This is a genomic window from Pseudomonas sp. ADAK2 (assembly GCF_012935755.1).
GTDB lineage: Bacteria > Pseudomonadota > Gammaproteobacteria > Pseudomonadales > Pseudomonadaceae > Aquipseudomonas.
Window position 1 is genome coordinate 3847781 of record NZ_CP052862.1, and the last position, 26599, is coordinate 3874379.

Consider the following 26599-nt stretch of genomic DNA (forward strand, 5'->3'; position numbering starts at 1 on the left):
GGCCATATCATCCGTGAATATGCGTTCCGACTCCAGCGCCAAAGCGTCGATCTACGCGTTAAATCGTAGATCGAGCCGTCTAGGACGCTTAATTGAGGTTTTCGACGAGCAGCGCATCTACCCTCTGGAAGCCACGTGGCAGTTTGTTACCACGACGACCACGCTCACCTTTGTAGTGTTCGAGGTCGTCCGCCTTCAGTGACAAGGTACGTTTTCCGGCCTGTAGCACCAAGGTGGCGCCTTCCGGCAGAACGGCGATGTCCGTGACATATTCTTCGCGACTGGCCACACGCTCACCGGAGATGCCGATGATCTTGTTGCCTTTGCCCTTACCTAATTGTGGCAGGTCGCTGATTTTGAAGATCAGCAGGCGACCTTCGGTCGTCACCGAAGCCAGCCAGTTGTTCTCGCGATCGGCCACCGGGCGCGGCAGGATGACCTTCGAGTTGTTCGGCAAGCTCAGCAACGCTTTACCAGCCTTGTTCTTGGCCTGGAAGTCTTCGCCTTTCACCACAAAACCGTAACCGGCGTCGGAGGCGATCACGTACAGCGAATCGTCTTCCGGCATCAGCACGCATTCAAACGTTGCGCCTGGCGGCGGCGTCAGACGGCCGGTCAGCGGTTCGCCCTGGCCACGGGCCGATGGCAACGTGTGCGACGGCACCGAATAGCTGCGCCCGGTGGAGTCGATAAACACCGCAAACTGGTTGGAACGTCCCGGCGCCAGGGCCTTGAAGCCGTCCCCGGCCTTGTACGACAAGCCGGTAGCGTCGATTTCATGCCCCTTGGCGGAACGCACCCAGCCTTTTTCCGACAATACGACGGTTACTTTTTCATTCGGCAGCAGATCGTGTTCGGTCAGGGCCTTGGCTTCGGCACGCTCGACGATTGGCGACCGACGGTCGTCGCCATAGGTTTCGGCGTCCTTGATCAGTTCGGTGCGTACCAGTTTTTTCAACTTGGCTTCACTGCTCAGCAAGGCTTGCAGCTTGGCTTGTTCCTTGAGCAATTCATCCTGCTCGGCACGCAGCTTCATTTCTTCCAGTCGCGCCAACTGACGCAAACGGGTGTCGAGAATGTAGTCAGCCTGGATTTCGCTCAGGGCGAAACGCGCGATCAGTGCGGCTTTCGGGTGTTCCTCGGTACGGATGATGTGGATCACTTCATCCAGGTTGAGGTAGGCAATCAACAAACCGTCCAACAGGTGCAAGCGACGCTCGACCTTGTCGAGGCGGAATTGCAGGCGCCGACGCACGGTCTGCACCCGGAACTCCAGCCACTCGACCAGCAACGCCCGCAGGTTTTTCAGCTGCGGCTTGCCGTCGAGGCCGATGATGTTGATGTTGACCCGGTAACTCGACTCCAGCTCGGTGCTGGCAAACAGGTGGGTCATCAACGCATCGTGGTCGAAGTTCTTGCGCGCACCGGGAATGATCACGATCCGGCACGGGTTTTCATGGTCGGATTCATCGCGCAAGTCCGCAATCTGCGGCGCCTTGGACGGTTTGGCCTGCATCATCGCCGCGATCTGTTCCAGCACCTTGGCGCCGGACACCTGATGCGGCAGCGCGGTGACGATGATGTCGCCGTCTTCGATGTGGTACACGGCGCGCATACGCACCGAGCCCTTGCCGGTTTCGTACATTTTCAGCAGGTCGGCGCGGGGCGTGATGATTTCCGCTTCGGTGGGGTAATCCGGGCCCTGGATGTGCTCACAGAGCTGTTCGACCGTGGCTTTCGGCTCATCGAGCAAACGCACGCACGCCGTCGCGACTTCGCGCAGGTTGTGCGGCGGGACGTCGGTGGCCATGCCCACGGCGATGCCGGTGGTGCCGTTGAGCAGGATGTTCGGCAAACGGGCCGGCAACACCAGCGGTTCGTCGAGGGTGCCGTCGAAGTTCGGGCCCCAGTCCGCGGTGCCCTGGCCCAGCTCGCTGAGCAGCACTTCGGAATAACGCGACAGCCGTGCTTCGGTGTAACGCATGGCGGCGAAGGACTTGGGGTCATCCGGCGCACCCCAGTTACCCTGGCCGTCCACCAGCGTGTAGCGGTAGCTGAACGGCTGGGCCATCAGGACCATGGCTTCGTAGCACGCCGAATCGCCGTGCGGGTGGAATTTACCGAGCACATCACCGACGGTACGCGCCGATTTCTTGTGCTTGGAATCGGCGTCCAGCCCCAACTCGCTCATCGCGTAGATGATGCGCCGCTGTACCGGTTTCAGGCCGTCGCCGATATGCGGCAAGGCACGGTCCATGATCACGTACATGGAGTAGTTGAGGTAGGCATTTTCGGTGAAGTCAGCCAGTGACCGGCGCTCTACACCGTCCAGGCTGAGATCAAGGGAGTCGCTCATGCAGGCCTCATCATTTCGTTGTCTGGCGCAGCAGCATGGTGCCACCGCGCTGGGTAAATTCAAGTTTGTTCAGTGCGCTCATACCGAGCAGCACCTGATTGCCATCCAGCCCTGGCGCGACCAGCGCGCGAACATCACGCAGCACGATATCGCCCAGTTGCAGCCGGTCGATGCGGGTTCGATAACCCTGGCTCAGACCGTTGGCCGTGCTCAAGGTCACCCCGAAGCCTTTCTCCAGTTTCAGCCGTTCGGCCAATTCCTGCGGGATCGACACATCAGTCGCCCCGGTATCCAGCATGAAATCTACCGGCTGGCCGTTGATCTGGCCGCTGGCGACGAAATGCCCCTGGTTGTTACCGACCAGTTTCACTTCGATAAATCCTTCACCCTGCTGTGAACTGACCACCGCATTAGGGTTTTGCTGACGCTGTTCCAACTGCCCGAAAAACCGCGTCGCCAAAAACAACGCCGCGCACCAGGCCAGCACCATGAAAACACGACCGATGCGCTGGCCCGGCGCCTGTTGGCTCATGGTTTAGCAAGCCATCCACCGGAAGGCGAAGCGAAACGGAACACCACCGGGCGCTTCTCCCCGTCGGCGCGACGCTCAGAGTTATTGTCGATACCCACCCAAGCTCCTTGATTATCGATGACCAATGCCTCCGCCATACCATGGATCGAAGGGTACAGGCGTGGAGGGGTCAATGCATCAGCAGCAAATGACCAACAGCGCTCTGGCAGAATGATCGGAGCAAGAGCAAAACGACAGATTTTGAACGCATTGCGATTCAAGGTGAAGAGTTTGTCACCGAAAAGCGCCACATCTGAAAAATCAAGGCTTACCAACTGCGGATCGGGAAACTGCGGCGGCTGGATCTCCTGCCCCATTTCAGCCCGGATGACACAGTTAACGACAGGACACGTCCACCCATCAACACTCGCCTCAACCCTGACCAGCCCCCGCCGCTCACGCTCCGCAGCCAACACCAGCCAATTGCCTCTCGGGGCGACGGCCAAGCCTTCGAATAGTGCATTGGTTTCCTGCAACATCCCAGCAGTTCGCGCCACATGCACGACATTGCGCAAGATGGGCAGCCAGAAGGCCTCGCCATTCGGTGTGATCTGCAACACGGCGGAATAGGTTTCACTGAGGACATATCGATTGCCTGAGTCATCGCAGCTTATTGCCTCATAGTCCAGGTTGACGTTGTGAACCAGCGTCGCCAACCCATTGAGTACCTTCATCTTTAACGGACGATCGCTGGCGTTGGGCACCGCAGGTACGTGGATCACAACGGGGTGCGCCTGCCAGACAGTGGCTCGGGTGTCGAGTCTGTAGATCTGGTCATCGTCGCGATCCGACACTGTCCAGAGCGTCTGGCCGCACAACGCCAACCCGGACAAATTGCCTCCTCGCATTCCGTTTACCGGATGCTCGGAGATCAAGTGCAATTGAGGGTCTGCAGCCAAGGCGAGCGATCCCCAGAGCAGCAATATCAATGCAAAACAACCATTGGCACTCATCCTTGATCCTCCAGTGCTGCAGACTCTTTTCCTCATTAACAACCGGCATCACACCCTGAGAGGTCATGTGGATGTGCGCGCAGTTCTACGGCTGACTCATGGCTCGGCATCCCAGCCACCTTCCGGCGCGGCAAAGCGCCAGACGATGGGGCGGGATTCGCCATCGGCGCGAGTAACCGAATTGTTGTCAACGCCAATCCATGCGCCTTTTTCGTCGACCAGCAAGGCCTCTACCATTCCATGGCGCGACGGATACTGCCGATGAGGTACAAGCGCCTCGGCAGCGAACGACCAACAACGCTCAAGCGTCCCCGTCACCAAACGGTGGCGACAGATCTTGAACGCGTTGCGATCCAGGGTGAAGAGCTTGCGCTGGTGCAGTGCCAAGTCAGAAAAATCCCTGGCAACCCACTGTGGATTGGGAAACTGCGGTGGCTGGAGTTCCAGGCCGTCCTCGCTAAACATGACACAGAGGTAGAAAGGACAGATCCACTCGTTGTCGGGGCTGCGACCGATGACCACCATCCCGCGCCGCTCGCGCTCGGCGACAAGGCGTATCCAGCCTCCGTCCGGATCGACCGCCAGCCCCTCAAACAGCGCATTGGCGTGCAGCAGCATGCCCTTGGCCCGCGCCGAATTCACCATCAATGGATGAATGGCCAACCAGGACGCCTCGCCTTGCGGCGTGACCTTGAGCACGGCTGAATAGGTTTCACTGACGATGTAACGATTCCCGGCGCCGTCACAACTGATGCCTTCATAGTCCAGACTTGCGCCACGCACCAAAGAGGCCAGCGCGCTGCGCATCTTCATGAACAATGAACGCCCGCTGTCGTCGGGGACGGGAGGTACTGTGATCGGTACGGTTTCGGCCTGCCAGACGGTGGCGCGGGTATCGAGGCGATAGATCTGGTTATCGTCTCGATCCGATACCGTCCATAACGTCTGGCCGCATTGTGCCAGCCCGGACAGATTGCCACCTTTCATACCGTTGACGGGATGCTCTGAGAGCAAGCGCAATTCAGGATCCGCAGCAAAAACCAGTGAATTGCAAACAAGCAAAAGTCCCGCAGCGAAGTGGTTGAGTTTCATCATTGAATCTCCCGCAGTCGGCGTTTCAAGTTTCCCTGAGCCTTGCACGACATGTCGGAATTCAACGACGTCACTACTGTCTCGACAGCATTGCTTCAGAGCTTCATTGCCTGCACTTCATGGCTCGGGACTCCAACCACCGGCCAGCGCAGCAAAGCTATAGATCATTCAAGGCGCCACGTTGAGCGTATTGCCGAACAACGGGCACGTCTTTCCTCACTCAAGTATTGCAGCAGTTTCGGGATTTGCTTGTAGATTGACGAACGTCAGTCAGGACGGCGCGATGATGGGCGCCTAGGGCTTGGCGCTCCAGCCATTTTCCGGTGCGGCGAAGCGCCAGACAATCGGGCGGACCTCACCATCGGCGCGAGGGCCGAAGTTGTTGTCGACCCCAATCCAGGCACCGTCGGCGTCGATGATCAATGCCTCCTCCAAACCATAGTTCTGCGAGTAACGCCGGTTATCCTGCAACAGTTCGGCAGCGTACGACCAGCAGCGCTCGACTTTGGCCGTCTGCGGGTCGCGGCGACAAATCTGAAAGGCATTGCGCTCAAGGGTAAACAGCTTGCCGTTGAACAATGACAGGTCGGAAAAATCCCGGTTAACCGCCCGGGCATTGCGAAACTGCGGCGGCTGCATTTCCATGCCCGCCTCGCTCAGCAGCACACAACCACCGTCGCAATCCCACACCGTCTGTTTGCGCTTGATCAGCAACAAGCCACGGCTTTGCCGCTCGGCAGCGAGCCACATCTGATCACCTGCCGGATTGATCGCCAGGCCTTCAAACAGTGCATTGAATTGCAGCAACATGCCCCGAGCCCGCGCTTCGCGAACCATCATGGGCGAGATTTTCAACCAGTTTGCCGGGCCCATTGGCGGCACTTGCAGAACGGCCGCATGGCCTTCGCTGACGATGTAACGATTGCCGGCGCTGTCGCAGGTGATGCCTTCGAAGTCCAGGTCTCCGCCCCGCACGAAAGACGCCGCCCAGGTCCGCGAACGCAAACCCCAGGGCAAACCGGTATCAGGCACGGGCGGCACATCGATGCGCACGGTTTCGGCTTGCCAGGTGCTGGCGGTCGTATCGAGACGGTAGATTTGATCATCGTCGCGATCGGAAACCGTCCACAGCTCGTTGCCGCACTGGGCCAGCCCCGACAGATTGCCGCCGCGCATACCATCGACGGCATGTTCGGACACCACGCGCAGCTCCAGAACCGGTTCGGCAGATACCGTCAACGAGGTCAGCAGCAACACACACGCCAGGGCACAGCCAAAGCGCATCAGCCCAGAACCTCGGCCAGGTTGCCCTTGGACTCCAGCCACGACTTGCGATCACCGGCGCGTTTCTTCGCCAGCAGCATGTCCATCATTTCCGAGGTCGCCTCGAAATCGTCCAGTGTCAGCTGCACCAGGCGCCGAGTGTTCGGGTCCATGGTGGTTTCGCGCAGCTGCGGCGGGTTCATTTCACCCAGGCCTTTGAATCGGGTGACCTGCGGCTTGCCGCGTTTCTTCTCGGCCACCAGGCGATCGAGGATGCCGTCGCGCTCGGCGTCGTCGAGGGCGTAGTAAATCTCTTTGCCCAGGTCGATGCGGTACAGCGGCGGCATGGCGACGTAGACGTGACCGGCATCCACCAACGGGCGGAAATGCTGGACGAACAATGCGCAAAGCAAGGTGGCGATGTGCAGACCGTCGGAGTCGGCGTCGGCGAGGATGCAGATTTTTCCGTAACGCAACTGAGCGATGTCCGCCGAGCCCGGATCGACGCCGATGGCCACGGCGATGTTGTGCACTTCCTGGCTGGCCAGCACTTCGCTGCCGTCGACTTCCCAGGTGTTGAGGATCTTGCCGCGCAACGGCAGGATTGCTTGAAACTCTTTGTCCCGCGCCTGCTTGGCCGAACCGCCGGCGGAATCACCTTCGACCAGGAATAGCTCGGAACGCATCGGGTCTTGCCCGGCGCAATCGGCGAGTTTGCCCGGCAATGCCGGCCCTGCGGTGATGCGCTTGCGCTCGACCTTCTTGCTCGCCTTCAAGCGACGGCCGGCGTTGTTGATCGCCAGTTCCGCCAGGAGCATGCCGGTTTCCGGGTTGGCGTTAAGCCACAGGCTGAACGCGTCCTTGACCACGCCGGAGACAAAGGCCGCCGCTTCACGGGACGACAGGCGTTCCTTGGTCTGGCCGGAGAATTGCGGCTCCTGCATCTTCATCGACAGGACGAAGGCAATGCGTTCCCAGACGTCTTCCGGCGCCAGCTTCACGCCGCGCGGCAACAGGCTGCGGAATTCGCAGAACTCACGCATCGCATCGAGCAAGCCCTGACGCAACCCGTTGACGTGGGTGCCGCCCTGGGCCGTCGGGATCAGGTTGACGTAGCTTTCCTGCACGCTGTCGCCACCTTCCGGCAACCACAGCAGCGCCCAGTCCACTGCTTCCTTATTACCGGCCAGGCTGCCGCAGAACGGCTCGTCCGGCAGGCGTTCGAAGCCGTTGACCGCGTCCACCAGGTAGGAGCGCAGGCCGTCTTCGTAATGCCATTCGACTTTTTCGCCGGTGGCCTTGTCTTCAAAACTGACCAGCAGCCCCGGGCACAGAACGGCCTTGGCCTTGAGCACGTGCTTGAGGCGGCTGATGGAGAATTTCGGTGAATCGAAGTACTTCGGGTCCGGCGCGAAAAATACGCTGGTGCCGGTGTTGCGCTTGCCGACGGTGCCAATGACTTCCAGCTCGGTCTTCTTGTAACCGTCGGCGAAAGTCATCTGGTATTCGTTGCCGTCACGCTTTACGCGCACCCGGACTTCGTTCGACAAGGCGTTGACCACGGAAATACCCACCCCGTGCAAACCGCCGGAGAACTGGTAGTTCTTGTTGGAAAACTTGCCGCCCGCATGGAGCTTGGTGAGGATCAGCTCGACGCCCGACACACCCTCTTCCGGGTGAATGTCCACCGGCATGCCACGGCCGTCATCGCTGACTTCCAGGGAGTGATCGGCGTGCAGGATGACCTGCACCGAGCTCGCATGCCCGGCCAAGGCTTCGTCGACGCTGTTGTCGATGACTTCCTGGGCGAGGTGGTTCGGCCGACTGGTGTCGGTGTACATGCCGGGGCGTTTGCGCACCGGGTCGAGGCCCGAGAGGACTTCGATGGCGTCTGCGTTATAAGAGCTAGCGCTGGGAGTGGCCATGGGGTCTCGTCGTCCGCCTGTAAAAAGAGTGCTCGTTGAAAATAGGGGCGATGAGTCACAGTGCTGTGAAATCGATCGCCTGATACAAATCTGCGCCGATGCCGGCAAAACTCAACATGGCCGGCAATTGCCCGGCAAAACCCTGGAAACTATGGTCGCCACCGGCCTGGATGCGCAAGGCACAGGCGCGGTAATACTGTTGGGCGAGGCGATAGTCCAGCGTTTCGTCGCCAGTCTGCAACCACACCTGATAGCGCTGCGGATCCCGGGGCGCCGGCACTTCCAGCTCGGCCAGGGCCGTCACATGGTCGTGGGTCAATTCCCAGGCCTCATCGGTATACAGGTTTTTCTGCGTCCCCAGATACCCGTCAAACATCCGGTGCGGACTGACGGCAGGGTTGATCAGCAGGGCCTTGAGGCCATGGTGCTCGGCCAAGTGAGTCGCATAGTAGCCGCCGAGTGAGCTTCCGACCAGCAGCGGCCGCCCAAGCTCCTCGATCGCCCGGTTCAACTGACCGATGGCCTCGCGCGGGTGGTGATGCAAGGCCGGCACCTGCAAGTGATCGCTCAGGCCCAGCCGCTCCATCACATTGATCAACTGGCAGGCCTTCTTCGAGGCCGGCGCACTGTTGAAACCGTGGATATAAAGGATCGAACCGGACATTAGAACTCCCTGGGCGTCGGGTAAAGAGGCGCAGTTTACAGGGAGACGGGGAATGTTGGCGCCAGCATCCATCGAAATGAACACGGTTACGTACAGAATCGTTGCATCCGGGAGGGATCGGTCGTCTGTCAGGACGCCTTCGCGGGCAAGCCTCGCTCCTACAGGATTGATGTACACCGCCCCGCTCTTCACCACTCATTAGGCCGAGCGTTAGCTCGCCTGCTTTTGATCTTGCTCTACCCGCCCCTTCGGGAGGCTGAGTGGAGGTGTTCATCTGGGGGTGGGCGCGTAGCGCCGTGCGGCGAAGCCGCACACATCGAGAGGAGGTCGAAGCGAAGCCGACCGGAGGCGATGCCCCCAGATGGACACCGGAACGAAGGAACGCCGAGCCTAGGCGAGGGGCCGGACGCCGGGGCGAGACCTTTTGGTTCCTTTTGGGGCGTTTGCCAAAAGGGACTCGCTGTAAGAGCGAAACCGTCAGCCGCCGTTACCGCAGAAATGGATATGTACTCAGTCAGCAATAACCTGGTCGGCTATTTGGCCGCCAAGACCAAGACCAAGACCAAAGTCAAAAGCTCAGTAGCCGTTGGAACCGTAATCAACCGTAAAGTCGAACCCGGTCACCCGCTCAACCCCAGTTTCAATCTGCCCATCCGGCATAAGTCGCAACCACCGATACCCCGGCGCCTGTTCCCCGACCTTGAAATCCTCGCTCCCTGGCTCGAACTGAATACAGGTCGAAGGCGATGCGATCAACCGCACCCCCTCGCGCACCTGATCGATCTCTTGATGCACATGCCCCCACAACACCGCACGCACCTGTGGAAACCGATCCAGTACCGCAAACAGTCCCTCAGGATTGCGCAAGCCAATCGGCTCCATCCACGCGCAACCGATCGACACCGGATGATGATGGAAGCACACCAGGTGATGGCGATCCGGCGCCTCGCTCAATGAACGGGCCAGCAACTGCAACTGTTCATCCTGCAAATACCCTGGCACCGAGCCCGGCACGGCGGAATCGAGCAGCGTGACTCGCCAGTTGCCAATATCCACCACTGGCTCCAGCAGTGCGCTCTGCACCGCCGCCTCGGCCATGATCATGGGTTCATCGTGATTACCGGGAATCCAGCGTGCCGGGGCATCGAGCTGACGGGTCAGGTCGCGAAACTGCTGATACGACTCCAGCGTGCCGTCCTGGGACAGGTCGCCACTGGCAATGATCAAGTCGATCCGGGGCTGTTGCTGGCGGACCAGTTCGATGACCTTTTGCAGGCTCTCGCGCGTGTTCATGCCCAGCAACGTGCCATCCGCCTCGGCGAACAAATGACTGTCGGACAGCTGTACCAGCAACGCCGGATCGGCGGTGGTCAATGTGGATACGCTCGGCAAGGCGTTCTCCCAGGGCTGAATCACGGGGTTGGATAGAGGCCGCAATTATGCTGGGGGAAATCTAAAAGAGGAAACCTGTGAACCGGACGCAGTTCACATCTATCGCACGACGGCGTACTCGTGTCCGCACGCCAGACAGTGGCTCAGCCATTCCCCCAGGAACAGATTGAGCTGGGCCTTTTCATCCGGCTGATGCATCGCGGCATTCGGGTAAGGATAGATGCCCCGGAAGCGTCTTGCATGTTCGGCGCTGACGACCTCGGCCATGCACGCGTCGTGATAGACCTGGACTTCCAGTTGCGGCACCGGCAGCCATGGCAGGCTGTGTTCCTGGCGCACTTGCAAGGTGGTGGTGTACGGGTTGACTTGCAGCACTTCCAGCGCCAGCACGCCCAGCATCTGATCACCCTGGGTCACGGCGATGCGCCGTGCCTCGGGTTCGCTGCGCATGTCCGGCAGCAGTCGCATCAGGCGCGCGTAGTTGGCCTCGCAGGAGGCTTGCAGCCCCACGAGGTCCACCCGATAGCGATCGCGCAGCTTGTTTACGACCATAACCCCCTCACTTCAGCGCGGTTCAAAGCAAGCCATTGCAAAGCAATGATGCTGGCCGCGTTGGCAATTCGTCCGTCGCGTACGGCTTGCAGCGCATCTTCGAACGCCCAGACCGTGACGCGGATATCTTCCGCTTCTTCTGCCAGTCCATGCAGCCCGCCTACTCCGTTTGTTTCGCAACGCCCCAAGTACAAATGCACGAATTCGTTGCTGCCGCCCGGCGATGGAAAATACTTGGTCATCGGCCACAGCGCCCCGAACACAAGCCCAGCTTCCTCCTGCGCTTCGCGGTGAGCAACTTCTTCCGGTTCCTCGTCTTTATCGATCAGACCGGCGACCAGCTCGATCAGCCACGGGTTGCTGGTCTTGCCCATGGCGCCGACCCGAAACTGCTCGATCAGCACCACTTCATCGCGCTGCGGATCGTACGGCAGCACGCACACCGCATCGTGGCGCACGAACACTTCACGATTGATCTCGCGACTCATGCCGCCGGCGAATAATTCATGGCGCAAATGCAGGCGATCGAGTTTGTAGAAGCCCTCGTAGCACTTTTCGCGTCGAACGATTTCAACGGTGGTTGGAATGGCGTTGGCAAAATCAGTCATGACAATCCTCGTTTACTGCAATCCGTTACGAGGCTGCTTTTTATTACTGGCAACCTCGACTTCGCGCCATCCTAACGCGCCCGCGACATTTGATGCAGCCCCTTTACCCTCATCGGGATAGACGGTGAGGGCGAAACCAACTCTAATTAGCTTAGTGGCGAACTGACTGCTTCGTTGACAGTCGAAGCGGTAACTTTTCGCCTTTCCCTGTTTTATGAAGGACGCCCATGTCGCTTTTTAAAATCGCCTCCGTGGCCGCCATCGCCCTGACACTGGGCGCTTGCCAGAGCCTGTTCCAACCCAACTACCGGACGCCGCTGGAAACCACCCGCGATGCTTCGGAAATCCTCAAGCCGGGTTGCACCACGCCTGACTGCCCGTTGGTAAACATCGATACCTTGCGATTCCCGGCCGAGCCACAGCTGGACGGCATCGTCGAAAAAAACCTGCTGCAATTGACCCGCACCCCGGACGCTCCGGCGGCACCGACCCTGGCCGCCTATCGCGACCAGTTCCTGCGCACCGCCGCACCGCGCTCCAGCAGCTACTTGCAAGCCAAGGTACGTGAGCAGCATGACGGCTTGGTGATCGTCGAATTTTCCAGCTACCTGGACACCGGCGGCGCCCATGGCACGCCAGGCCGCAGCTTCATCAACTATTCGCGCCAGCAGCATAGAGTGCTGACCTTGTCGGACATGTTGCTGCCGGGGCAGGAAGAAGCGTTCTGGAAAGCCGCGCAAGTGGCGCACAACAGCTGGCTGATCAGCACCAAGCTCGATCAGGAACCGGATTTCCTGAAGACCTGGCATTTCCAGAAAACCCAGAACGTGGCGCTGACCTACGGTGGGGTGATCCTCAAGTACGAAGTGAGCACCATCGCGCCTTACGCGTTGGGCCACATCGAACTGAAGATCCCCTACCCGCGCCTGAACGGCATTCTCAGGCCCGAGCTGTTTCCCGGCCGTAACTGAAGGCTCGACCGAGCACGAGTTGCAGCAGCCCTGCCAGTACCAGCGACGGCAGGGTTGCGCCGACATCCGGATACAGATTCGCCAGCAGATGATAAGTGCTCACCCCGCCCAACCAGGCGAGCAACGCCGGCCAGCGCAATGCGGCTGATGCAACTTGAGCACTGCGTTTGCGCAGGATGAAGTGATCCACCAGCACCACGCCGAACAGCGGCGCAAACACCGAACCGATCAACAGCAGGAAGTTCTGGTACTGGGCCAATGGCGCCAGGCACGCGATCAATGTGCAGATCACGCCAATCGCCAACGCCAGATGTTCGACTTTCAAGCGCAACAGAATCCCGCTGGACACCGCCGCCGAGTGAATATCGGCAAAGGCGTTTTCCGACTCGTCCAGCAGAATCAGCAACAGCGGAATCCCCAGGCCGGCACCGGCCAGCGCCAACAGCAAGGCATTCACTTCACCGCTCGGCGCGAACGCCAGGGTGTAAGCCACGCCCAGGCTCATCAGCCAGAAGTTACCGATAAAGAAGCCCAGTGCGGTACCGCCGAACACGTTTTTCGCGCGCTTGCCGAAACGTGAGTAATCGGCAATCAGTGGCAGCCAGGACAGCGGCATCGCAATCGCAATGTCGAAGCCCACGGCGAACGGCATCGAACCGTCACCGGCCTGAGCCCACAACGCGGCCAGATCGGCTTTGGCGAACAGGTTCCAGGTCAGCCAGATGCACGCGGCCAACAGCAGCCAGATGCCCCACTTGCGCAGGATCTGCCGCACGAAGGTCAGCGGACCGCTGACGGCGAGCAAGGTCGCCAAGCCACCGAAGAACACGGTCCAGAGCAAAGGGTTCGACAGCAAGCTGCCTTCGCTGAAGGCCCGGGCGCCGAGCAGGCTGGCGGCGTCGCGCATGACGATGATTTCGAACGAGCCCCAACCAATCAGTTGCAACAGGTTCAGCACCGCCGGCAGGCTCGCGCCATGTTTGCCGAGGCTGAGTTTGAGCGCGGCCATCGACGACAGGCCCGTGTCGCTGCCGATCACCCCAACCGCCGCCAGCAGCAGAACGCCGACCAGGGTGCCGAGGAAGATCGCCAGCAGCGAGCCGGACAGGCCCAGACCTGGCGCGAGCAGAGCGCCGGTCTGCAAGACCATCAGGCCGATGCCGAGGGAGAACCACAGGGAAAACAGATCACGGCCGCCGAAGACACGTTTGTCTTTTGGCACCGCGATATCAGGGGAATACGTGCTGGGTTGAATGCTCAAGGGTGTTATCTCAGAGGGACATTTTGTTGTTGTGTTGATCCCGCGATGATCGTTCCCACGCTCCGCGTGGGAATGCAGCCCGGGACGCTCCGCGTCCCCGAACGGCGTGACGCAGAGCGTCACAGGAGGCATTCCCACGCGGAGCGTGGGAACGATCAGGGGCGCTCCGTGTGGGAACGATCAGTGTCGGATCAGACCTTCTTGTACAGCTGACTGCCTTCCTGCTTGAACCGCTCAGCCTGGTCCGCCAGTCCCTGGGCGACTTCGGCATCGACGGTTTCGATCCGCTGGTTGGCCGCGTATTCGCGGACTTCCTGGGTGATTTTCATCGAGCAGAATTTCGGCCCGCACATGGAACAGAAGTGCGCGACCTTGGCCGAATCCTTCGGCAGGGTTTCATCGTGATACGAACGCGCGGTGTCCGGATCCAGGCCCAAGTTGAACTGGTCTTCCCAACGGAATTCGAACCGCGCCTTGCTCAAGGCATTGTCGCGGATCTGCGCCCCCGGATGCCCCTTCGCCAGATCGGCGGCATGGGCCGCGATCTTGTAGGTGATGATCCCGGTCTTCACGTCATCCTTGTTCGGCAGGCCCAAGTGCTCTTTCGGTGTGACGTAGCAGAGCATGGCGCAACCGAACCAGCCGATCATCGCCGCACCGATGCCGGAGGTGATGTGGTCGTAGCCCGGCGCGATGTCGGTGGTCAGCGGGCCGAGGGTGTAGAACGGCGCCTCGTCGCAGCACTCGAGCTGCTTGTCCATGTTCTCTTTGATCAACTGCATCGGCACGTGGCCCGGGCCTTCGATCATGCATTGCACGTCGTGCTTCCAGGCGATTTTGGTCAGCTCGCCGAGGGTTTCCAGCTCACCGAATTGCGCCGCATCGTTGGCGTCGGCAATCGAACCCGGACGCAGGCCATCGCCCAGCGAGAAGCTGACGTCGTAGGCCTTCATGATTTCGCAGATGTCTTCGAAATGGGTGTAGAGGAAGTTTTCCTTGTGATGCGCCAGGCACCACTTGGCCATGATCGAACCACCCCGGGAAACGATGCCGGTCACACGTTTGGCGGTCAGCGGCACATAGCGCAGCAGCACGCCGGCGTGGATGGTGAAGTAGTCGACGCCCTGCTCGGCCTGTTCGATCAGCGTGTCGCGGAACAGCTCCCAGGTCAGGTCTTCGGCAGCGCCGTCGACTTTTTCCAGGGCCTGGTAGATCGGCACGGTACCGATCGGCACTGGCGAGTTACGGATGATCCACTCGCGGGTTTCGTGAATGTGTTTGCCGGTGGACAGGTCCATGACCGTATCCGAACCCCAGCGAATGCCCCAGGTCAGTTTCGCCACTTCTTCTTCGATGGACGAACCCAGGGCGCTGTTGCCGATGTTGCCGTTGATCTTCACCAGGAAGTTACGGCCGATGATCATCGGTTCCAGTTCGGTGTGGTTGATGTTGGCCGGAATGATCGCGCGGCCACGGGCGATTTCGTCACGGACAAATTCCGGGGTGATGATTTTCGGCACGCTGGCGCCGAAGCTGTGACCGGCGTGTTGCTGGTCCAGCAGCCCGGCGGCGCGGGCCACTTCGAGCTTCATGTTTTCGCGGATGGCGACGTATTCCATCTCGGCGGTGATGATTCCCTGGCGGGCGTAGTGCATCTGGCTGACGTTGGCCCCGGCCTTGGCCCGGCGCGGATTGTTGACGTGGGCGAACCGCAGCTTGGTCAGTTCAGCATCGGCGAGGCGTTCCTGGCCGAAGTTGGAGCTCAGGCCGGGCAGACGCTCGGTGTCGCCACGGGACTCGATCCACGACGAACGCACATCGGCCAGGCCTTTGCGCACGTCGATGATGACGTTGGGGTCGGTGTACGGGCCCGAGGTGTCGTACACGACGACCGGCGCGTTGATCTCGCCGCCGAAGTCGGTCGGGGTCACGTCGAGGCTGATTTCACGCATCGGCACGAGGATGTCCGGGCGGGAACCCTGGACATAGATTTTTTGCGAGCGGGTAAACGGTTGAACCGACTGTTGATCGACTTGGGCCGAATCACTCAGGTTCGTCGTATTTTTTAGTTTTATCGTCATCACGGGCTCTCCAACACATCCAGGCAGTGGATTTTTGTCGGAGCGAACCTGTAACGAATGGACGCGACCAATCAGCCATAACAATGCTGTTGGTGCTGTGCTCAGTGCTCGAGGGGTGTTCGATTGTCGAACAACATCCCGGACGAAGCACAAGAGGACTCGCCGGGTGACGAGAAATCTTGTTCCCTACGCAGGCGCTAACCTGATCAGGTTCAACGGGATCCGAAATTATTCGATCTCAGCCTCATAGCAAGGCACCCCGACAAGAACCCGGCCAGTCTAGACACAACTGGCAAGGAACGCCAACACCGGAGTAAACACCGTGATGAATGGCGCAATTAACGGATTGTTGCCAAACGTGTGCGCAACTACACTCGCTACGCTGTGCCGCGCCTTGACGCTGTGCAGGCTGCGCCTTACCTTTGGCGCTCAAATTATCAGCGTAATTTTTTAGGGATGGCCGCATGCTGCGCAAACTCTCACTGGCCCTTGCCGTGTCTTGTGCTTCCAATGGAATGGCCTGGGCCGCAGAAGCGCCCTTATCCACCAAGACCGACCTGGTCAGCGTCTATCAGGAAGCGGTGGATAACAACGCTGACCTGGCGGCCGCCCGTGCCCAGTACGGCGCCCAGAAAGAAGTCGTACCCCAGGCCCGCGCCGGCCTGCTGCCGAACCTGTCGGGCGGGGCCAACTTGAGTTCCGTGCGCACCCAGATCGATCAGCCGTCGGCGACCGCCAACCGCAATGCCCATTCCTATCAGGCGACTTTGGCCCAGCCACTGTTCCGCGCCGATCGCTGGTTCCAGTTCCAGGCCGCCAAGGACGTCAACGAGCAAGCCTCGCTGCAACTGTCGGCCACCGAACAGAACCTGATCCTGCAATCGGCAGAAAGCTATTTCAACGTGCTGCGTAGCCAGGACAACCTGGCTTCGACCAAGGCCGAAGAAGCCGCGTTCAAACGCCAGCTCGACCAGTCCAACGAGCGCTTCGATGTCGGCCTGTCGGACAAGACCGACGTGCTGCAATCCCAGGCCAGCTACGACACCGCGCGGGCCAATCGAATCCTCGCCCAGCGTCAGGTGGATGATGCATTCGAAGCCTTGATCACCCTGACCAACCGTCAGTACAACGCGATCCAGGGCATCGTCCACACCTTGCCGATCCTGCCGCCAGCGCCGAATGACGCCAAGGCCTGGGTCGACACCGCCGCCAAACAGAACCTGAATCTGCTGGCCAGCAACTACGCGGTCAGCGCCGCCGAAGAAACCCTCAAGCAACGCAAGGCCGGCCACGCGCCGACCCTCGATGCGGTGGCCAAATACGAAAAGGGTGACAACGACGCGCTGGGTTTCAGTAACCCGAACGCCTTCGGCCAGCCTTACGGCGGCAACGTCGAGCAAACCACCGTCGGCTTGCAAGTGAACATCCCGATCTACAGCGGTGGCCTGATCAACTCCCAGGTGCGCGAGTCCTACGCACGCCTTGACCAGTCCGAGCAGCAACGCGAATCCCTGCGCCGGCAAGTGGTGGAAAACACCCGCAACCTGCACCGCGCGGTGAACACCGACGTCGAGCAGGTGCAGGCGCGCAAGCAGTCGATCATCTCCAACCAGAGCGCGGTGGAAGCCACCGAGATCGGCTATCAGGTGGGGACGCGCAACATCGTTGACGTGCTTGATGCCCAGCGTCAGCTGTACACCTCGGTGCGCAACTACAACAACACCCGCTACGACTACATCCTCGACAACCTGCGCTTGAAGCAAGCGGCGGGCACATTGAACCCGGGGGATTTGCAGGATTTGTCGCGCTATCTCAAGGCTGACTACAACCCGGATAAAGACTTCCTGCCGCCGGACCTGGCCAAAGCTGCGGCCGAGCAATTGAAGGCCCGGCCGGGTCAATAGGAGCATGGCTTGCCCGCGATGGCGATCTTAAGGGCCCATCGCGGGCAAGCCTTGCTCCTACAAATTAGCGGTTGATCAATCGTCCAAGACCACCCAACAATCGCTGCAACGCGCCCTGATTGGTGCGCATCACCTTCAACCCCGCCTCGGCCATGCGCTGCGCATCTCGCGGCAGTTCGAATAACTGCTGCACGGCCAGCGCCAGCCCTTCGGCATCCTCCACTTCCCGCAACGCCCCGGCACTGCGCAACTGCGCGGCGATTTCGAGGAAGTTGAACAGGTGCGGGCCGCTCAACACAGGCTTGGCCAATGCCGCCGGCTCCAGCAGGTTATGCCCGCCATTCGGCACCAGGCTGCCGCCGACAAACGCGCTGTCGGCCAAGGCATAGAGAAACAGCAACTCGCCCATGGTGTCGCCCAGCAGCACCGAGGTATCGGTGGTGACCGACTCCCCCGTGGAACGCCGTACCGTGGCAAAGCCCTGCTGCTGGCACAACTCGAACACCGAATTGAAACGCTCCGGATGACGCGGCACCAGGATCAGCAACGTATCGGGATGACTGGCCAGCAACTGACGATGGGCCGCCAGCACCACTTCGTCTTCACCTTCGTGGGTACTCGCGGCGATCCACACCGGACGCTCCAACGCCTGCCACTGCCCGCGCAACTCGGCGGCGCCCTGGAGCAGTTGTGGGTCGATGGTCAGGTCGAACTTGATCGAGCCGGTGACTTCGACGGTTTCCGCACGTGCGCCCAGTGAGCGGAAACGCTCGGCCTCAGCCTCGGTCTGCACCGCGAACAGGCTCATCTCGGCGAGCATCGGCCCGGTCAGTTTATGGAAGCGGCCATAGCCCTTGGCCGAACGCTCGGACAATCGCGCATTGGCCAGCGCCACGGGAATCCCGCGCTTGGCGCACTGATGGATGTGGTTGGGCCACAGCTCGGTTTCCATGATCACCGCCAGTTTCGGCTGGACCCGATCAAGAAACCGCGCGGCAGCGCATGGCAAGTCGTAGGGCAAATAGCAGTGCTGGATGCGCGGCTCATCGGCGAACAAAGCGTGGATGCGCTCCGAGCCGGTCGGGGTCATGCAGGTCACGGTGATCGGCAGCGTGGGATAACGTTGCAGCAAGGCGCGAATCATCGGCGCCGCCGCAATGCTTTCGCCTACAGACACGGCGTGTACCCAAATGCCGCCCGGTTTCATCGCGGGCAACCCATAGGAAAAGCGCTCGCCAATGCGCTTGGCATACGCCGGCGCCTTGCGCGAACGCAGCCATAGCCGAATCGCTACCAGTGGCAGCCCCAGGTAAAACAGCGCGGTGTAGAGAGTTCTATTCATGGCGGCGGAGTTTATCGGTTTTTAAGCCGATCGCCTGCAAGTGCACGGCAAAACGTTCCGCCAGCCAGCGCGCGGCCGGGCCCAGCGGTTCGTCGCGGCGCCACACCAGTTCCACCACCAGCGCCGGCGGGGTCCATTCGCTGACCAGTTCGACCATCTGATTCTGATACGTCGGGTATTGCACCACGTGCCGCGGCAGCCAGGCCCAGCCGAGACCGCGTACCAGCCATTCGGCCATCACGTAGAAACTGTCGGCACGCCAGACTTGCGGGCTGGCGGGCTCGCTGCCGGGGTAAACGCTGGATTCGGTGGACATCAGCAACTGCCGATGCTGAGCCAGTTGCTGGCAGTCGACTTCACCCATGCCCGCCAAGGGATGGCCCTTGCCGCACACCGTGACCATTTCGACACTGCCGAGCACCCGTCGCTCAAGCGCTTCGGGGATCTGATCATGGAAGAACAACAGCCCCAGATCCGCCCGACGCTCCACCAGTTTGCGCGCGACATCGCCTTGGGCGGCGCTGGTCAACTGCACTTCAAGGCTGGGGAATTTTTCCGCCAGGGCTTCGAAACTTTCGATGATCGGCTGATAAGGCATCGCCTCGTCCTGCGCCACCCGCAGGCGCGCTTCCTGGCCACGCATCATCGCCAGCGCCCGACCGTTCAAACGCTCGCATTGACGCAGCACTTCCCGCGCCTCTTCCAGCAAGGCACCACCGGCCTCGGTGAGCTTCGGCTGGCGGCCGCTGCTGCGATCGAACAAGCTTACGCCCAGGTCCTCTTCCAGCAACGCAATCGAACTGCTGACCGCCGACTGCGCCTTGCGCTGGTCCCGCGCCACCGCCGAAAAAGAGCGCTGTTCCGCTACGCTGACAAACAAACGCAGCTGTTCCAGATTCCATTGCATATTCATGGCGCAACCCATCTCTTAGGCAGATAGGTAATGACTTTACCGCATCTGGAGAATCTCTAGAATGCCGACCTCAGAGAGCAACACTTCAATTGAGGATTACCCCATGACCGCTTACTACTACCTGGCCATCGCCATTTGCGCCGAAGTGATCGCCACTGTTTCGATGAAAGCGGTCAAAGGTTTCAGCACGCCCCTGCCGCTGATTCTGGTCATTGTCGGCTACGGCATCGCCTTCTGGATGCTGACCCTGGTGGTGCGCAGCGTGCCGGTGGGCGTGGCCTACGCGGTGTGGGCCGGGATGGGGATTGTGATGGTCAGCGTGGCAGCGCTGTTTATTTATGGGCAAAAGCTGGATGTGCCGGCGATGTTGGGGATGGGGTTGATTGTGTTGGGCGTCGTCGTCATCCAGCTCTTCTCCAAAACCGCGGGGCATTGATCCGCGATTTTATGTAGCAGCTGCCGAAGGCTGCGTCCGACTGCGAAGCAGTCGTATTCCCTGACAACGCGATTCTTCAGACAGATTAAAGGCGAGGACTTCGTCCTCGAACGCGGCCTTCGGCAGTTGCTACAAAGTTTGCGTCCGGCATGAATCTGTATACTGCGCCCTCGTCTTGAACACTGAGGTCGCTGCATGCCATCCGTTATTTCCACCGACGTTCTGATTGTCGGCGCAGGTGTCGCCGGCCTCTGGCTGAATGCGCGTCTGCGCCGCCAGGGTTTTTCGACCGTGCTGGTGGAAAGTGCCAGTCTCGGCGGCGGGCAGAGCGTGAAGTCCCAGGGCATCATCCATGGCGGCGCCAAGTACGCGTTGCACGGTGCGCTGACCGGCGCTTCGGAAGCCATCGCCGACATGCCGCGCCGCTGGCGTGAAGCGCTGGCCGGTGACGGTGAGCTGGACCTGAGCGGTGTGCGCCTGCTGTCCGAAGCCCATTACCTGTGGTCCCCTGGCACGATCGCCGGCAACCTCACCAGTTTCTTCGCCAGCAAAGCCGTGCGTGGCCGCGTCGATCAGGTCAAGGGCGATCAACTGCCGCCGGCGCTGCAAGACAAGCGCTTCAAGGGCAAGGTGTATCGCCTGGCCGAATTGGTGATCGACGTGCCGAGCCTGATCCAGCGCCTGGCCGATCTGGCGGGCGACGGTTTGCTCGCCGGACAGACCATCGAACCGTTGCTGGACGGCGGAATTCTGGTTGGCCTGAAAGTCGACGGCCGTGAGATTCGCGCCCAGCGCATCGTCCTCAGCGCCGGCGGTGGCACCGCCGCGTTGCTCGAAGCGTTGGGCCTGAGCCAGCCCGCCATGCAGCGCCGCCCATTGCACATGATCATCGCCAAGGGCCCGAGCCTCAAACCGCTGTACGCCCACTGCCTGGGCGGCGGCACCAAACCGCGCATCACCGTCACCACTCACCCGGCTGCCGATGGCCAGTGGGTCTGGTATTTGGGCGGCGATATCGCTGAAGCCGAAGGCGTGGCCCGCGAACCCGCCGAGCAAATCGCCACGGCGCAAAAAGAACTGGGCCAGTTGCTGCCGTGGATCGACCTCAGCACCGTGCAATGGGCGACCTTGCGCGTGGATCGCGCCGAACCGCTGCAAACCGGCCTGACCCGCCCGGACAATGCGTTCCTCGCCGAACAGGGCAGGTTGCTGGTCGGTTGGCCAACCAAACTGGCGCTGGCGCCGGACTTCGCTGATCGGGTGATCGCCAGCCTGAACCGCGACGGTATCCAACCCGGCCCGGCAGCGCCGCTGCCTGATCTGCCAAAACCACCGATGGGCGTCCCCGCCTGGGAGCAACTGCTGCCATGAGTGTAAAAACCCTGCACGATCTGCATCGCCCGCTGGGCAGCACCGGCCTGCTGGTTTCGCCCCTCGGCCTGGGCACCGTGAAACTCGGTCGCGACCAAGGCGTGAAGTACCCCAACGGCTTCCAGATTCCGGACGATGACGAAGCGCGGATGCTGCTCAACCTCGCGCGCAACATGGGCATCAACCTGATCGACACCGCCCCGGCCTACGGTCGCAGCGAAGAACGTCTCGGGCCGTTGCTGCGTGGCCAGCGGCAAGACTGGGTGATCGTCAGCAAGGTCGGCGAAGAGTTTGTCGATGGCCAGTCGAGCCACGACTTCAGTGCCGCCCACACGCGCCTGTCGGTGGAGCGCAGCCTGCAACGTCTGGAAACGGATTTTATCGACCTAGTGCTGGTGCACTCCGACGGCGATGACCTTAGGATCCTCGACGACTGCGAGGTCTATGCGACCCTGGCCGAGCTGAAGAACGAGGGCAAGATTCGCGGCTTCGGCTTTTCCGGGAAAACCGTCGAAGGCGGCTTGAAGGCTCTGGAACAAGGTGATTGCGCCATGGTCACCTACAATCTGAACGAACAGAACGAAAAAGCCGTGATTGACTATGCTGCTGCCCACGGCAAAGCAATCCTGGTCAAGAAGGCCCTCGCCAGCGGTCACGTGTGCCTGAGCCCCGGCGTGGACCCGGTGCGCGCCAGCTTCGAGTTGTTGTTCCAACATCCGGGTGTTGCCAGTGCTATTGTCGGGACCATCAATCCGCTGCACCTCGCCCACAACGTCGCGACCGTTGCCCAGGTCCTACGTAGAAACTGATGCCGCCCACGCGGCCTTAAGCAGGAGCCGACATGCCGCGTACGCTCATTAGAAAGAACCCGAGCAACTTCAAGACCCTGCCGTTGTACGTCGAAGCGACTCCCGAAGGCCTGAGTTATCAGAGCGTCGGGATGCCGCTGAATTTTTCCCAGACCCTGCAACGTCGTCGCCCGGTGAGCGTGGCCGACACCGAGCGCTTTGCCTTGGAACTGGCCAATCTCGGGGTCTCGGTGCGACTGACCCTGCATTGGCAGAATCGCGATTACTGGGTACTGGTGCGTCAGCGTCGGCAAGACCGTGGCGACGTGGTGCTCAAGCTGATTTCCGGTTACGTGCCGGCTCATGAGTTGAACCTGCCGTTGCACACGGCGATCCAGGAGATCGCCGAAGAGTGCCTGCTGGAAACCCCGGAAGGCTGGCTGACCGGGCGCTTCAATGACACCTGGCTGCCGGCGCCCTACTCGTCCGCCCTGCATTATCGCGAAGCCCTGCCGTTTCGCCTGACGCCGTTGTCCGGCTCGGCGCGGCCGGTACGTTGCGCCAATATGCAGTTGATCGAACGGCCACGGGCCTATGTGCATTTACCGACCGCGTCGTTGCAACTGATCTACGACTTGCGCCTGGACGTGCCCAAGGAAGCCAAGTCCCTGAGCCTGTTTCATGTCGACGAGCGCCTGGAAGGTGATCAACTGGTGGCACGGCTGGACCGCAAGCGTCCGGACTTGTACTTGATGCCGCTGGAAGATGGCCAGCCGATGGCTGAGCTGTACACCTTGAAGAAGGATCAGCTGTACCCGGCGAGTACCCGAGGGTTGTACTTGGCCGAGAGTTTTGCCCGACAGGAAGGCTGGCTGGTCAGGGATGAGCGGATTCGCTGGAAGGATTGGGTGCGCCAGCAAGGGTTGGCGCCGCCCGGGAAGGATTCAGGGTTGGCGCGGTTGCGGGGGAAGGCCACGCAATTGTTGAAGAAGATCGTGCCGCGCAAGAAAGTCGGCTCTTAAAGCCAAAAGTTCGCAGCCTTCGGCAGCTCCTTGTATTTGATCGTTCCCACGCTCCGCGTGGGAATGCAGCCCGGGACGCTCCGCGTCCCAACAGCGGACGCCGAGCGTCCATCGAGGCATTCCCACGCAGAGCGTGGGAACGATCAGCCGGGGTCAGTTATTACGGATCTTCTCGACAATTGCCGTGGTCGAGCTGTTTTCCACCAGCCCCAACACTTTCACTGTCCCGCCGTAAGCGCTGACGATGTCCGCGCCGACCACTTGGTCGATCCCGTAATCACCACCCTTGACCAACACATCCGGCTTGACCTCGCGCAGCAGGTTTTCCGGGGTGCCTTCAGGGAAACTGATGACCCAATCCACCGCGCCCAGACCGGCCAGTACCGCCATGCGCCGGTCAACGCTGTTGATCGGACGACCCGGCCCTTTCAAGCGGCTCACCGAAGCATCGTCGTTGACCGCGACGATCAGACGATCGCCCTGGGCCCGCGCCTGCTCAAGGTAGGTCACGTGGCCAGCGTGCAGAATGTCGAAGCAGCCGTTGGTGAAGACGATCCGCTCGTTGTGCGCACGGGCATCGTCGACCGCCAGCAGCAATTGCTCAAGACCGAGCACACCGCGCTCGGAACCCTCTTCACGCTGGATGGCGCGGCGCAGTTCCGGCGCGCTGATGCACGCCGTACCCAGCTTGCCGACCACGATGCCCGCCGCCAGGTTGGCCAGGGCCACCGCGTGGGGCAGTTCTTCGCCAGCGGCAATCGCCGCCGCCAGGGTCGAAATTACCGTGTCGCCGGCGCCGGTCACGTCAAACACTTCACGGGCGCGGGCCGGCAGGTGCAACGCCGGATGATCCGGGCGCAACAAGGTCATGCCGTGCTCGCCACGGGTCACCAGCAAGGCGCCGAGGTCGAGGTCGTGCATCAGGGTAGCGCCCTTGCTCACCAGGTCGTGCTCATCGACGCAACCGCCGACGATGGCTTCGAACTCGCTGAGGTTCGGCGTGATCAGGCTCGCACCGCGGTAGATCGAGAAATCCTTGCCCTTGGGATCGGCCAGCACCGGAATGCCACGGGCACGGGCGGCCTGGATCAGCACCTGATGGTTTTTCAGCGCGCCTTTGCCGTAGTCGGACAGCACCAGCACCTTGATGCCTTCGAGCAATTCGTCGACCTGCTCGCCCAACGCCAGGGCGTCGGTGGCGAACGGTTCTTCGAAGTCGATCCGCAGCAGTTGCTGGTGACGACTCATGACCCGCAGCTTGACGATGGTCGGCTGGTGCGCAATACGCTGGAACAACGCCCGCACGCCAGCGCCCTTGAGGCTGTTGGCCAGGCTGTCGGCGGCTTCGTCGTCGCCGGTCACACCGACCAGCGAGGCCGGGGCGCCGAGGGCGGCGATGTTAAGGGCAACGTTGGCGGCACCGCCCGGGCGGTCCTCGATTTGCTCGACCTTGACTACCGGTACCGGCGCCTCAGGGGAAATCCGTGAGGTACCACCATGCCAGTAACGGTCGAGCATGACATCGCCGACCACCAAGACAGGGGCTTGATCGAATCGCGGCATGGACAACTTCATGGAGCAACCCACATACAAAATGAACAGGGGCGCGATATTACCACAGGGTTGGCACCGGCTTGCGCGACGGCTGCAACAGGATGAATTGGCAGGATTTTTTGATCATTTATTGAGCAAAAAACTCGATAGCCGAGCGCAGGCGTCTTCCAGCGCCAGGCTCTGCGTGTCGATCTCGCACTCTGCTGTCAACGGTGCCTCATACGGGCTGTCGATGCCGGTGAAGTCCTTGATCCGGCCTTGCAGGGCGGCCTGATACAAACCTTTGGGGTCGCGTTGCGCGCAGACCGCGAATGACGTGCTCACGTAGACCTCGATGAAGTCACCTTCAGCAAACAGCTGCCGCGCCGCCTCACGCTCGGCGCGAAACGGCGAGATCGCCGCCACGATCACAATCAGCCCGGCATCGACCATCAGTCGCGCCACCTCGGCCATGCGCCGAATGTTTTCCCGGCGACAATCAGCCCCCATCCCCAGGTCGCGGCACAGACCACCGCGCAGGTTGTCGCCATCGAGGATAAAGGTGTGCAGGCCACGTTGATTGAGTTGCAGCTCCAGGGCATTGGCCAGGGTCGACTTGCCCGCCCCGGACAATCCGGTCAACCAGAGGCAGCACGGACGCTGCGACTTGAGCGCGGCCCGGGCCTGGCTCGATAGCGCCAATCCATAGGGGCGAATCGCCGGCATGGGCGCTGACATCGATTGGGCCTCATTCATAGCCGAGCATCTCGTAATCGCGCTGATAAACCCGGCGCACCAGCCGACGGGTCCGAACCGAACAGAAATCACGGGCAAGCCTCGGCTGGCGTTGCTGCGAGCTGTTGATGTGAGGCAAGTCCACCGCAAACTTCAACTGCTCGCAGACCAGCGCGAAATCCCGCGCCAGGTGTTCCTGATAGCCGATGAAATCCAGCGCCAGATGCCCCAGGGAGTCAGTGAGAAAATCCGTTTGCGCCGCAAAATGCAGTTGCCGGCCAATCGTCTCCGGGTGCAGCCAGCGCGCCACGAAGTCATCGAAATCGCGGTACTGACTGACCAGGTTCTGCGCCGCCTGATCTCGCCGGCCCAACTCATTACCCCGCAGGAACGCATAAGCCGAATACGCCCTCTCCAGCGGATCGCGAACAAAAGCGAATTTGAAACTGGAGGCAAACTGTTCGGGAAACTGCTGCTCGTACCAGTACAACGGCAAGTGCCCGGGGCTCCAGTCGTCGAACAATGCCGCACACACGCTACTCCCGGCACATTTGGGCACGTGAATGAACAGGCATTCACGCTGTGCGAAGGACTTGGGAAAGTGCAGATTGGCCGACATCGACTTGTTCACGACCTGGCGGTCGACAACCGACAGGCGCCCCAGCAGGAAGGCCCGCTGCTGCTTGGGCAACAGTTTCCAGAGATAGCGTTGCAACATGGCAATACCCGCGCGACGGGGATGGCCCCGCCGATGAAAGTCAAAGTTCGTTCAGGAACCTTAACAAGCGCGGTGCAGAGATTTATTCAGGTTTGGTCAGGACGGGTAAGCAAGCCGATACAAATCACCGGACGCCTTGCACGTCCGA

General features: G+C 60.9%; 23 protein-coding genes and 1 riboswitch. Of the genes, 6 read left to right on the forward strand and 17 right to left on the reverse strand.

Annotation, left to right across the window (positions count from 1 at the left end; all coding sequences use genetic code 11):
- Window positions 1-88 precede the first annotated feature (88 nt).
- The 10 genes from parC to HKK52_RS17805 form a co-directional block, all read right to left on the reverse strand.
- Complete coding sequence (parC, locus tag HKK52_RS17760; protein WP_169371899.1) at window positions 89-2356, reverse strand: DNA topoisomerase IV subunit A; 2268 nt, start codon at window positions 2354-2356, stop codon at window positions 89-91.
- Between the two features lie 10 nt (window positions 2357-2366).
- Entirely contained in the window at window positions 2367-2888 is a 522-nt protein-coding gene (locus HKK52_RS17765) for a retropepsin-like aspartic protease family protein (protein ID WP_169371900.1), read from the reverse strand.
- Window positions 2885-3880, reverse strand: a complete 996-nt coding sequence (locus HKK52_RS17770; RefSeq protein ID WP_169371901.1) for an esterase-like activity of phytase family protein — start codon at window positions 3878-3880, stop codon at window positions 2885-2887. Before HKK52_RS17770 ends, HKK52_RS17765 begins: the two co-directional genes overlap by 4 nt.
- Before the next feature lie 96 nt (window positions 3881-3976).
- The gene (locus tag HKK52_RS17775) at window positions 3977-4972 is read right to left on the reverse strand and encodes an esterase-like activity of phytase family protein (RefSeq protein WP_442962293.1); all 996 of its coding nucleotides are present in this window, start codon (window positions 4970-4972) and stop codon (window positions 3977-3979) included.
- Between the two features lie 294 nt (window positions 4973-5266).
- Entirely contained in the window at window positions 5267-6256 is a 990-nt protein-coding gene (locus HKK52_RS17780) for an esterase-like activity of phytase family protein (RefSeq protein ID WP_169371903.1), read from the reverse strand.
- A complete protein-coding gene (parE, locus tag HKK52_RS17785) occupies window positions 6256-8160 on the reverse strand; it encodes a DNA topoisomerase IV subunit B (RefSeq protein ID WP_169371904.1) in 1905 nt (634 codons plus the stop codon). Before parE ends, HKK52_RS17780 begins: the two co-directional genes overlap by 1 nt.
- 55 nt (window positions 8161-8215) lie before the next feature.
- On the reverse strand, window positions 8216-8824 hold the full coding sequence (locus HKK52_RS17790; protein ID WP_169371905.1) for a YqiA/YcfP family alpha/beta fold hydrolase: 609 nt from the start codon (window positions 8822-8824) through the stop codon (window positions 8216-8218).
- Between the two features lie 576 nt (window positions 8825-9400).
- Complete coding sequence (cpdA, locus tag HKK52_RS17795) at window positions 9401-10216, reverse strand: 3',5'-cyclic-AMP phosphodiesterase (RefSeq protein ID WP_169371906.1); 816 nt, start codon at window positions 10214-10216, stop codon at window positions 9401-9403.
- A gap of 99 nt (window positions 10217-10315) precedes the next feature.
- Window positions 10316-10768, reverse strand: coding sequence for a DUF1249 domain-containing protein (locus HKK52_RS17800; protein ID WP_054053309.1), 453 nt, complete (start codon window positions 10766-10768; stop codon window positions 10316-10318).
- Window positions 10759-11376 carry an NUDIX domain-containing protein gene (locus HKK52_RS17805; protein ID WP_169371907.1) on the reverse strand — a complete coding sequence of 206 codons (618 nt, stop codon included), beginning with the start codon at window positions 11374-11376 and terminating at the stop codon, window positions 10759-10761. Before HKK52_RS17805 ends, HKK52_RS17800 begins: the two co-directional genes overlap by 10 nt.
- 227 nt (window positions 11377-11603) lie before the next feature.
- Between HKK52_RS17805 and HKK52_RS17810 the strand changes: the two genes are divergently transcribed.
- Window positions 11604-12347, forward strand: coding sequence for an RsiV family protein (locus tag HKK52_RS17810; RefSeq protein ID WP_169371908.1), 744 nt, complete (start codon window positions 11604-11606; stop codon window positions 12345-12347).
- Here the strand turns inward: HKK52_RS17810 and cytX are convergent.
- Both cytX and thiC read right to left on the reverse strand, forming a co-directional pair.
- Window positions 12316-13608 (reverse strand): putative hydroxymethylpyrimidine transporter CytX, encoded by a 1293-nt coding sequence (cytX, locus tag HKK52_RS17815; protein WP_169371909.1) that lies wholly within the window; start codon window positions 13606-13608, stop codon window positions 12316-12318. The genes HKK52_RS17810 and cytX overlap by 32 nt on opposite strands.
- 191 nt (window positions 13609-13799) lie before the next feature.
- Complete coding sequence (thiC, locus tag HKK52_RS17820; protein WP_169371910.1) at window positions 13800-15689, reverse strand: phosphomethylpyrimidine synthase ThiC; 1890 nt, start codon at window positions 15687-15689, stop codon at window positions 13800-13802.
- A gap of 166 nt (window positions 15690-15855) precedes the next feature.
- Window positions 15856-15961, reverse strand: a riboswitch (TPP riboswitch).
- A gap of 192 nt (window positions 15962-16153) precedes the next feature.
- Here thiC and HKK52_RS17825 point away from each other — a divergent pair.
- Complete coding sequence (locus tag HKK52_RS17825) at window positions 16154-17593, forward strand: TolC family outer membrane protein (RefSeq protein WP_169371911.1); 1440 nt, start codon at window positions 16154-16156, stop codon at window positions 17591-17593.
- A gap of 64 nt (window positions 17594-17657) precedes the next feature.
- On the opposite strand, the gene waaA is transcribed toward HKK52_RS17825, so the two are convergent.
- Both waaA and HKK52_RS17835 read right to left on the reverse strand, forming a co-directional pair.
- Complete coding sequence (gene waaA, locus HKK52_RS17830; RefSeq protein ID WP_169371912.1) at window positions 17658-18935, reverse strand: lipid IV(A) 3-deoxy-D-manno-octulosonic acid transferase; 1278 nt, start codon at window positions 18933-18935, stop codon at window positions 17658-17660.
- Window positions 18928-19848: a LysR family transcriptional regulator gene (locus HKK52_RS17835; RefSeq protein ID WP_169371913.1), complete on the reverse strand. Its 921-nt coding sequence runs from the start codon at window positions 19846-19848 to the stop codon at window positions 18928-18930. The genes waaA and HKK52_RS17835 overlap by 8 nt, the downstream gene beginning before the upstream one ends.
- A gap of 103 nt (window positions 19849-19951) precedes the next feature.
- Between HKK52_RS17835 and HKK52_RS17840 the strand changes: the two genes are divergently transcribed.
- The 4 genes from HKK52_RS17840 (at window position 19952) to HKK52_RS17855 (ending at window position 23465) form a co-directional block, all read left to right on the forward strand.
- Window positions 19952-20284, forward strand: coding sequence for a DMT family transporter (locus HKK52_RS17840; protein WP_123402464.1), 333 nt, complete (start codon window positions 19952-19954; stop codon window positions 20282-20284).
- Between the two features lie 195 nt (window positions 20285-20479).
- Window positions 20480-21655, forward strand: coding sequence for an NAD(P)/FAD-dependent oxidoreductase (locus tag HKK52_RS17845; RefSeq protein WP_169371914.1), 1176 nt, complete (start codon window positions 20480-20482; stop codon window positions 21653-21655).
- Window positions 21652-22464: an aldo/keto reductase gene (locus HKK52_RS17850; protein ID WP_169371915.1), complete on the forward strand. Its 813-nt coding sequence runs from the start codon at window positions 21652-21654 to the stop codon at window positions 22462-22464. The genes HKK52_RS17845 and HKK52_RS17850 overlap by 4 nt, the downstream gene beginning before the upstream one ends.
- Window positions 22465-22496: 32 nt before the next feature.
- Window positions 22497-23465 carry a metal ABC transporter ATPase gene (locus HKK52_RS17855; protein ID WP_169371916.1) on the forward strand — a complete coding sequence of 323 codons (969 nt, stop codon included), beginning with the start codon at window positions 22497-22499 and terminating at the stop codon, window positions 23463-23465.
- Between the two features lie 153 nt (window positions 23466-23618).
- Here HKK52_RS17855 and hldE read toward each other — a convergent pair whose 3' ends face one another.
- The 3 genes from hldE to HKK52_RS17870 all read right to left on the reverse strand — a co-directional run bounded on the left by hldE (window position 23619) and on the right by HKK52_RS17870 (window position 26451).
- Complete coding sequence (gene hldE / locus HKK52_RS17860; protein WP_169371917.1) at window positions 23619-25040, reverse strand: bifunctional D-glycero-beta-D-manno-heptose-7-phosphate kinase/D-glycero-beta-D-manno-heptose 1-phosphate adenylyltransferase HldE; 1422 nt, start codon at window positions 25038-25040, stop codon at window positions 23619-23621.
- Between the two features lie 102 nt (window positions 25041-25142).
- A complete protein-coding gene (gene cysC, locus HKK52_RS17865) occupies window positions 25143-25754 on the reverse strand; it encodes an adenylyl-sulfate kinase (protein WP_169371918.1) in 612 nt (203 codons plus the stop codon).
- Window positions 25747-26451, reverse strand: coding sequence for a sulfotransferase family 2 domain-containing protein (locus HKK52_RS17870; protein ID WP_169371919.1), 705 nt, complete (start codon window positions 26449-26451; stop codon window positions 25747-25749). Before HKK52_RS17870 ends, cysC begins: the two co-directional genes overlap by 8 nt.
- Window positions 26452-26599 lie beyond the last annotated feature (148 nt).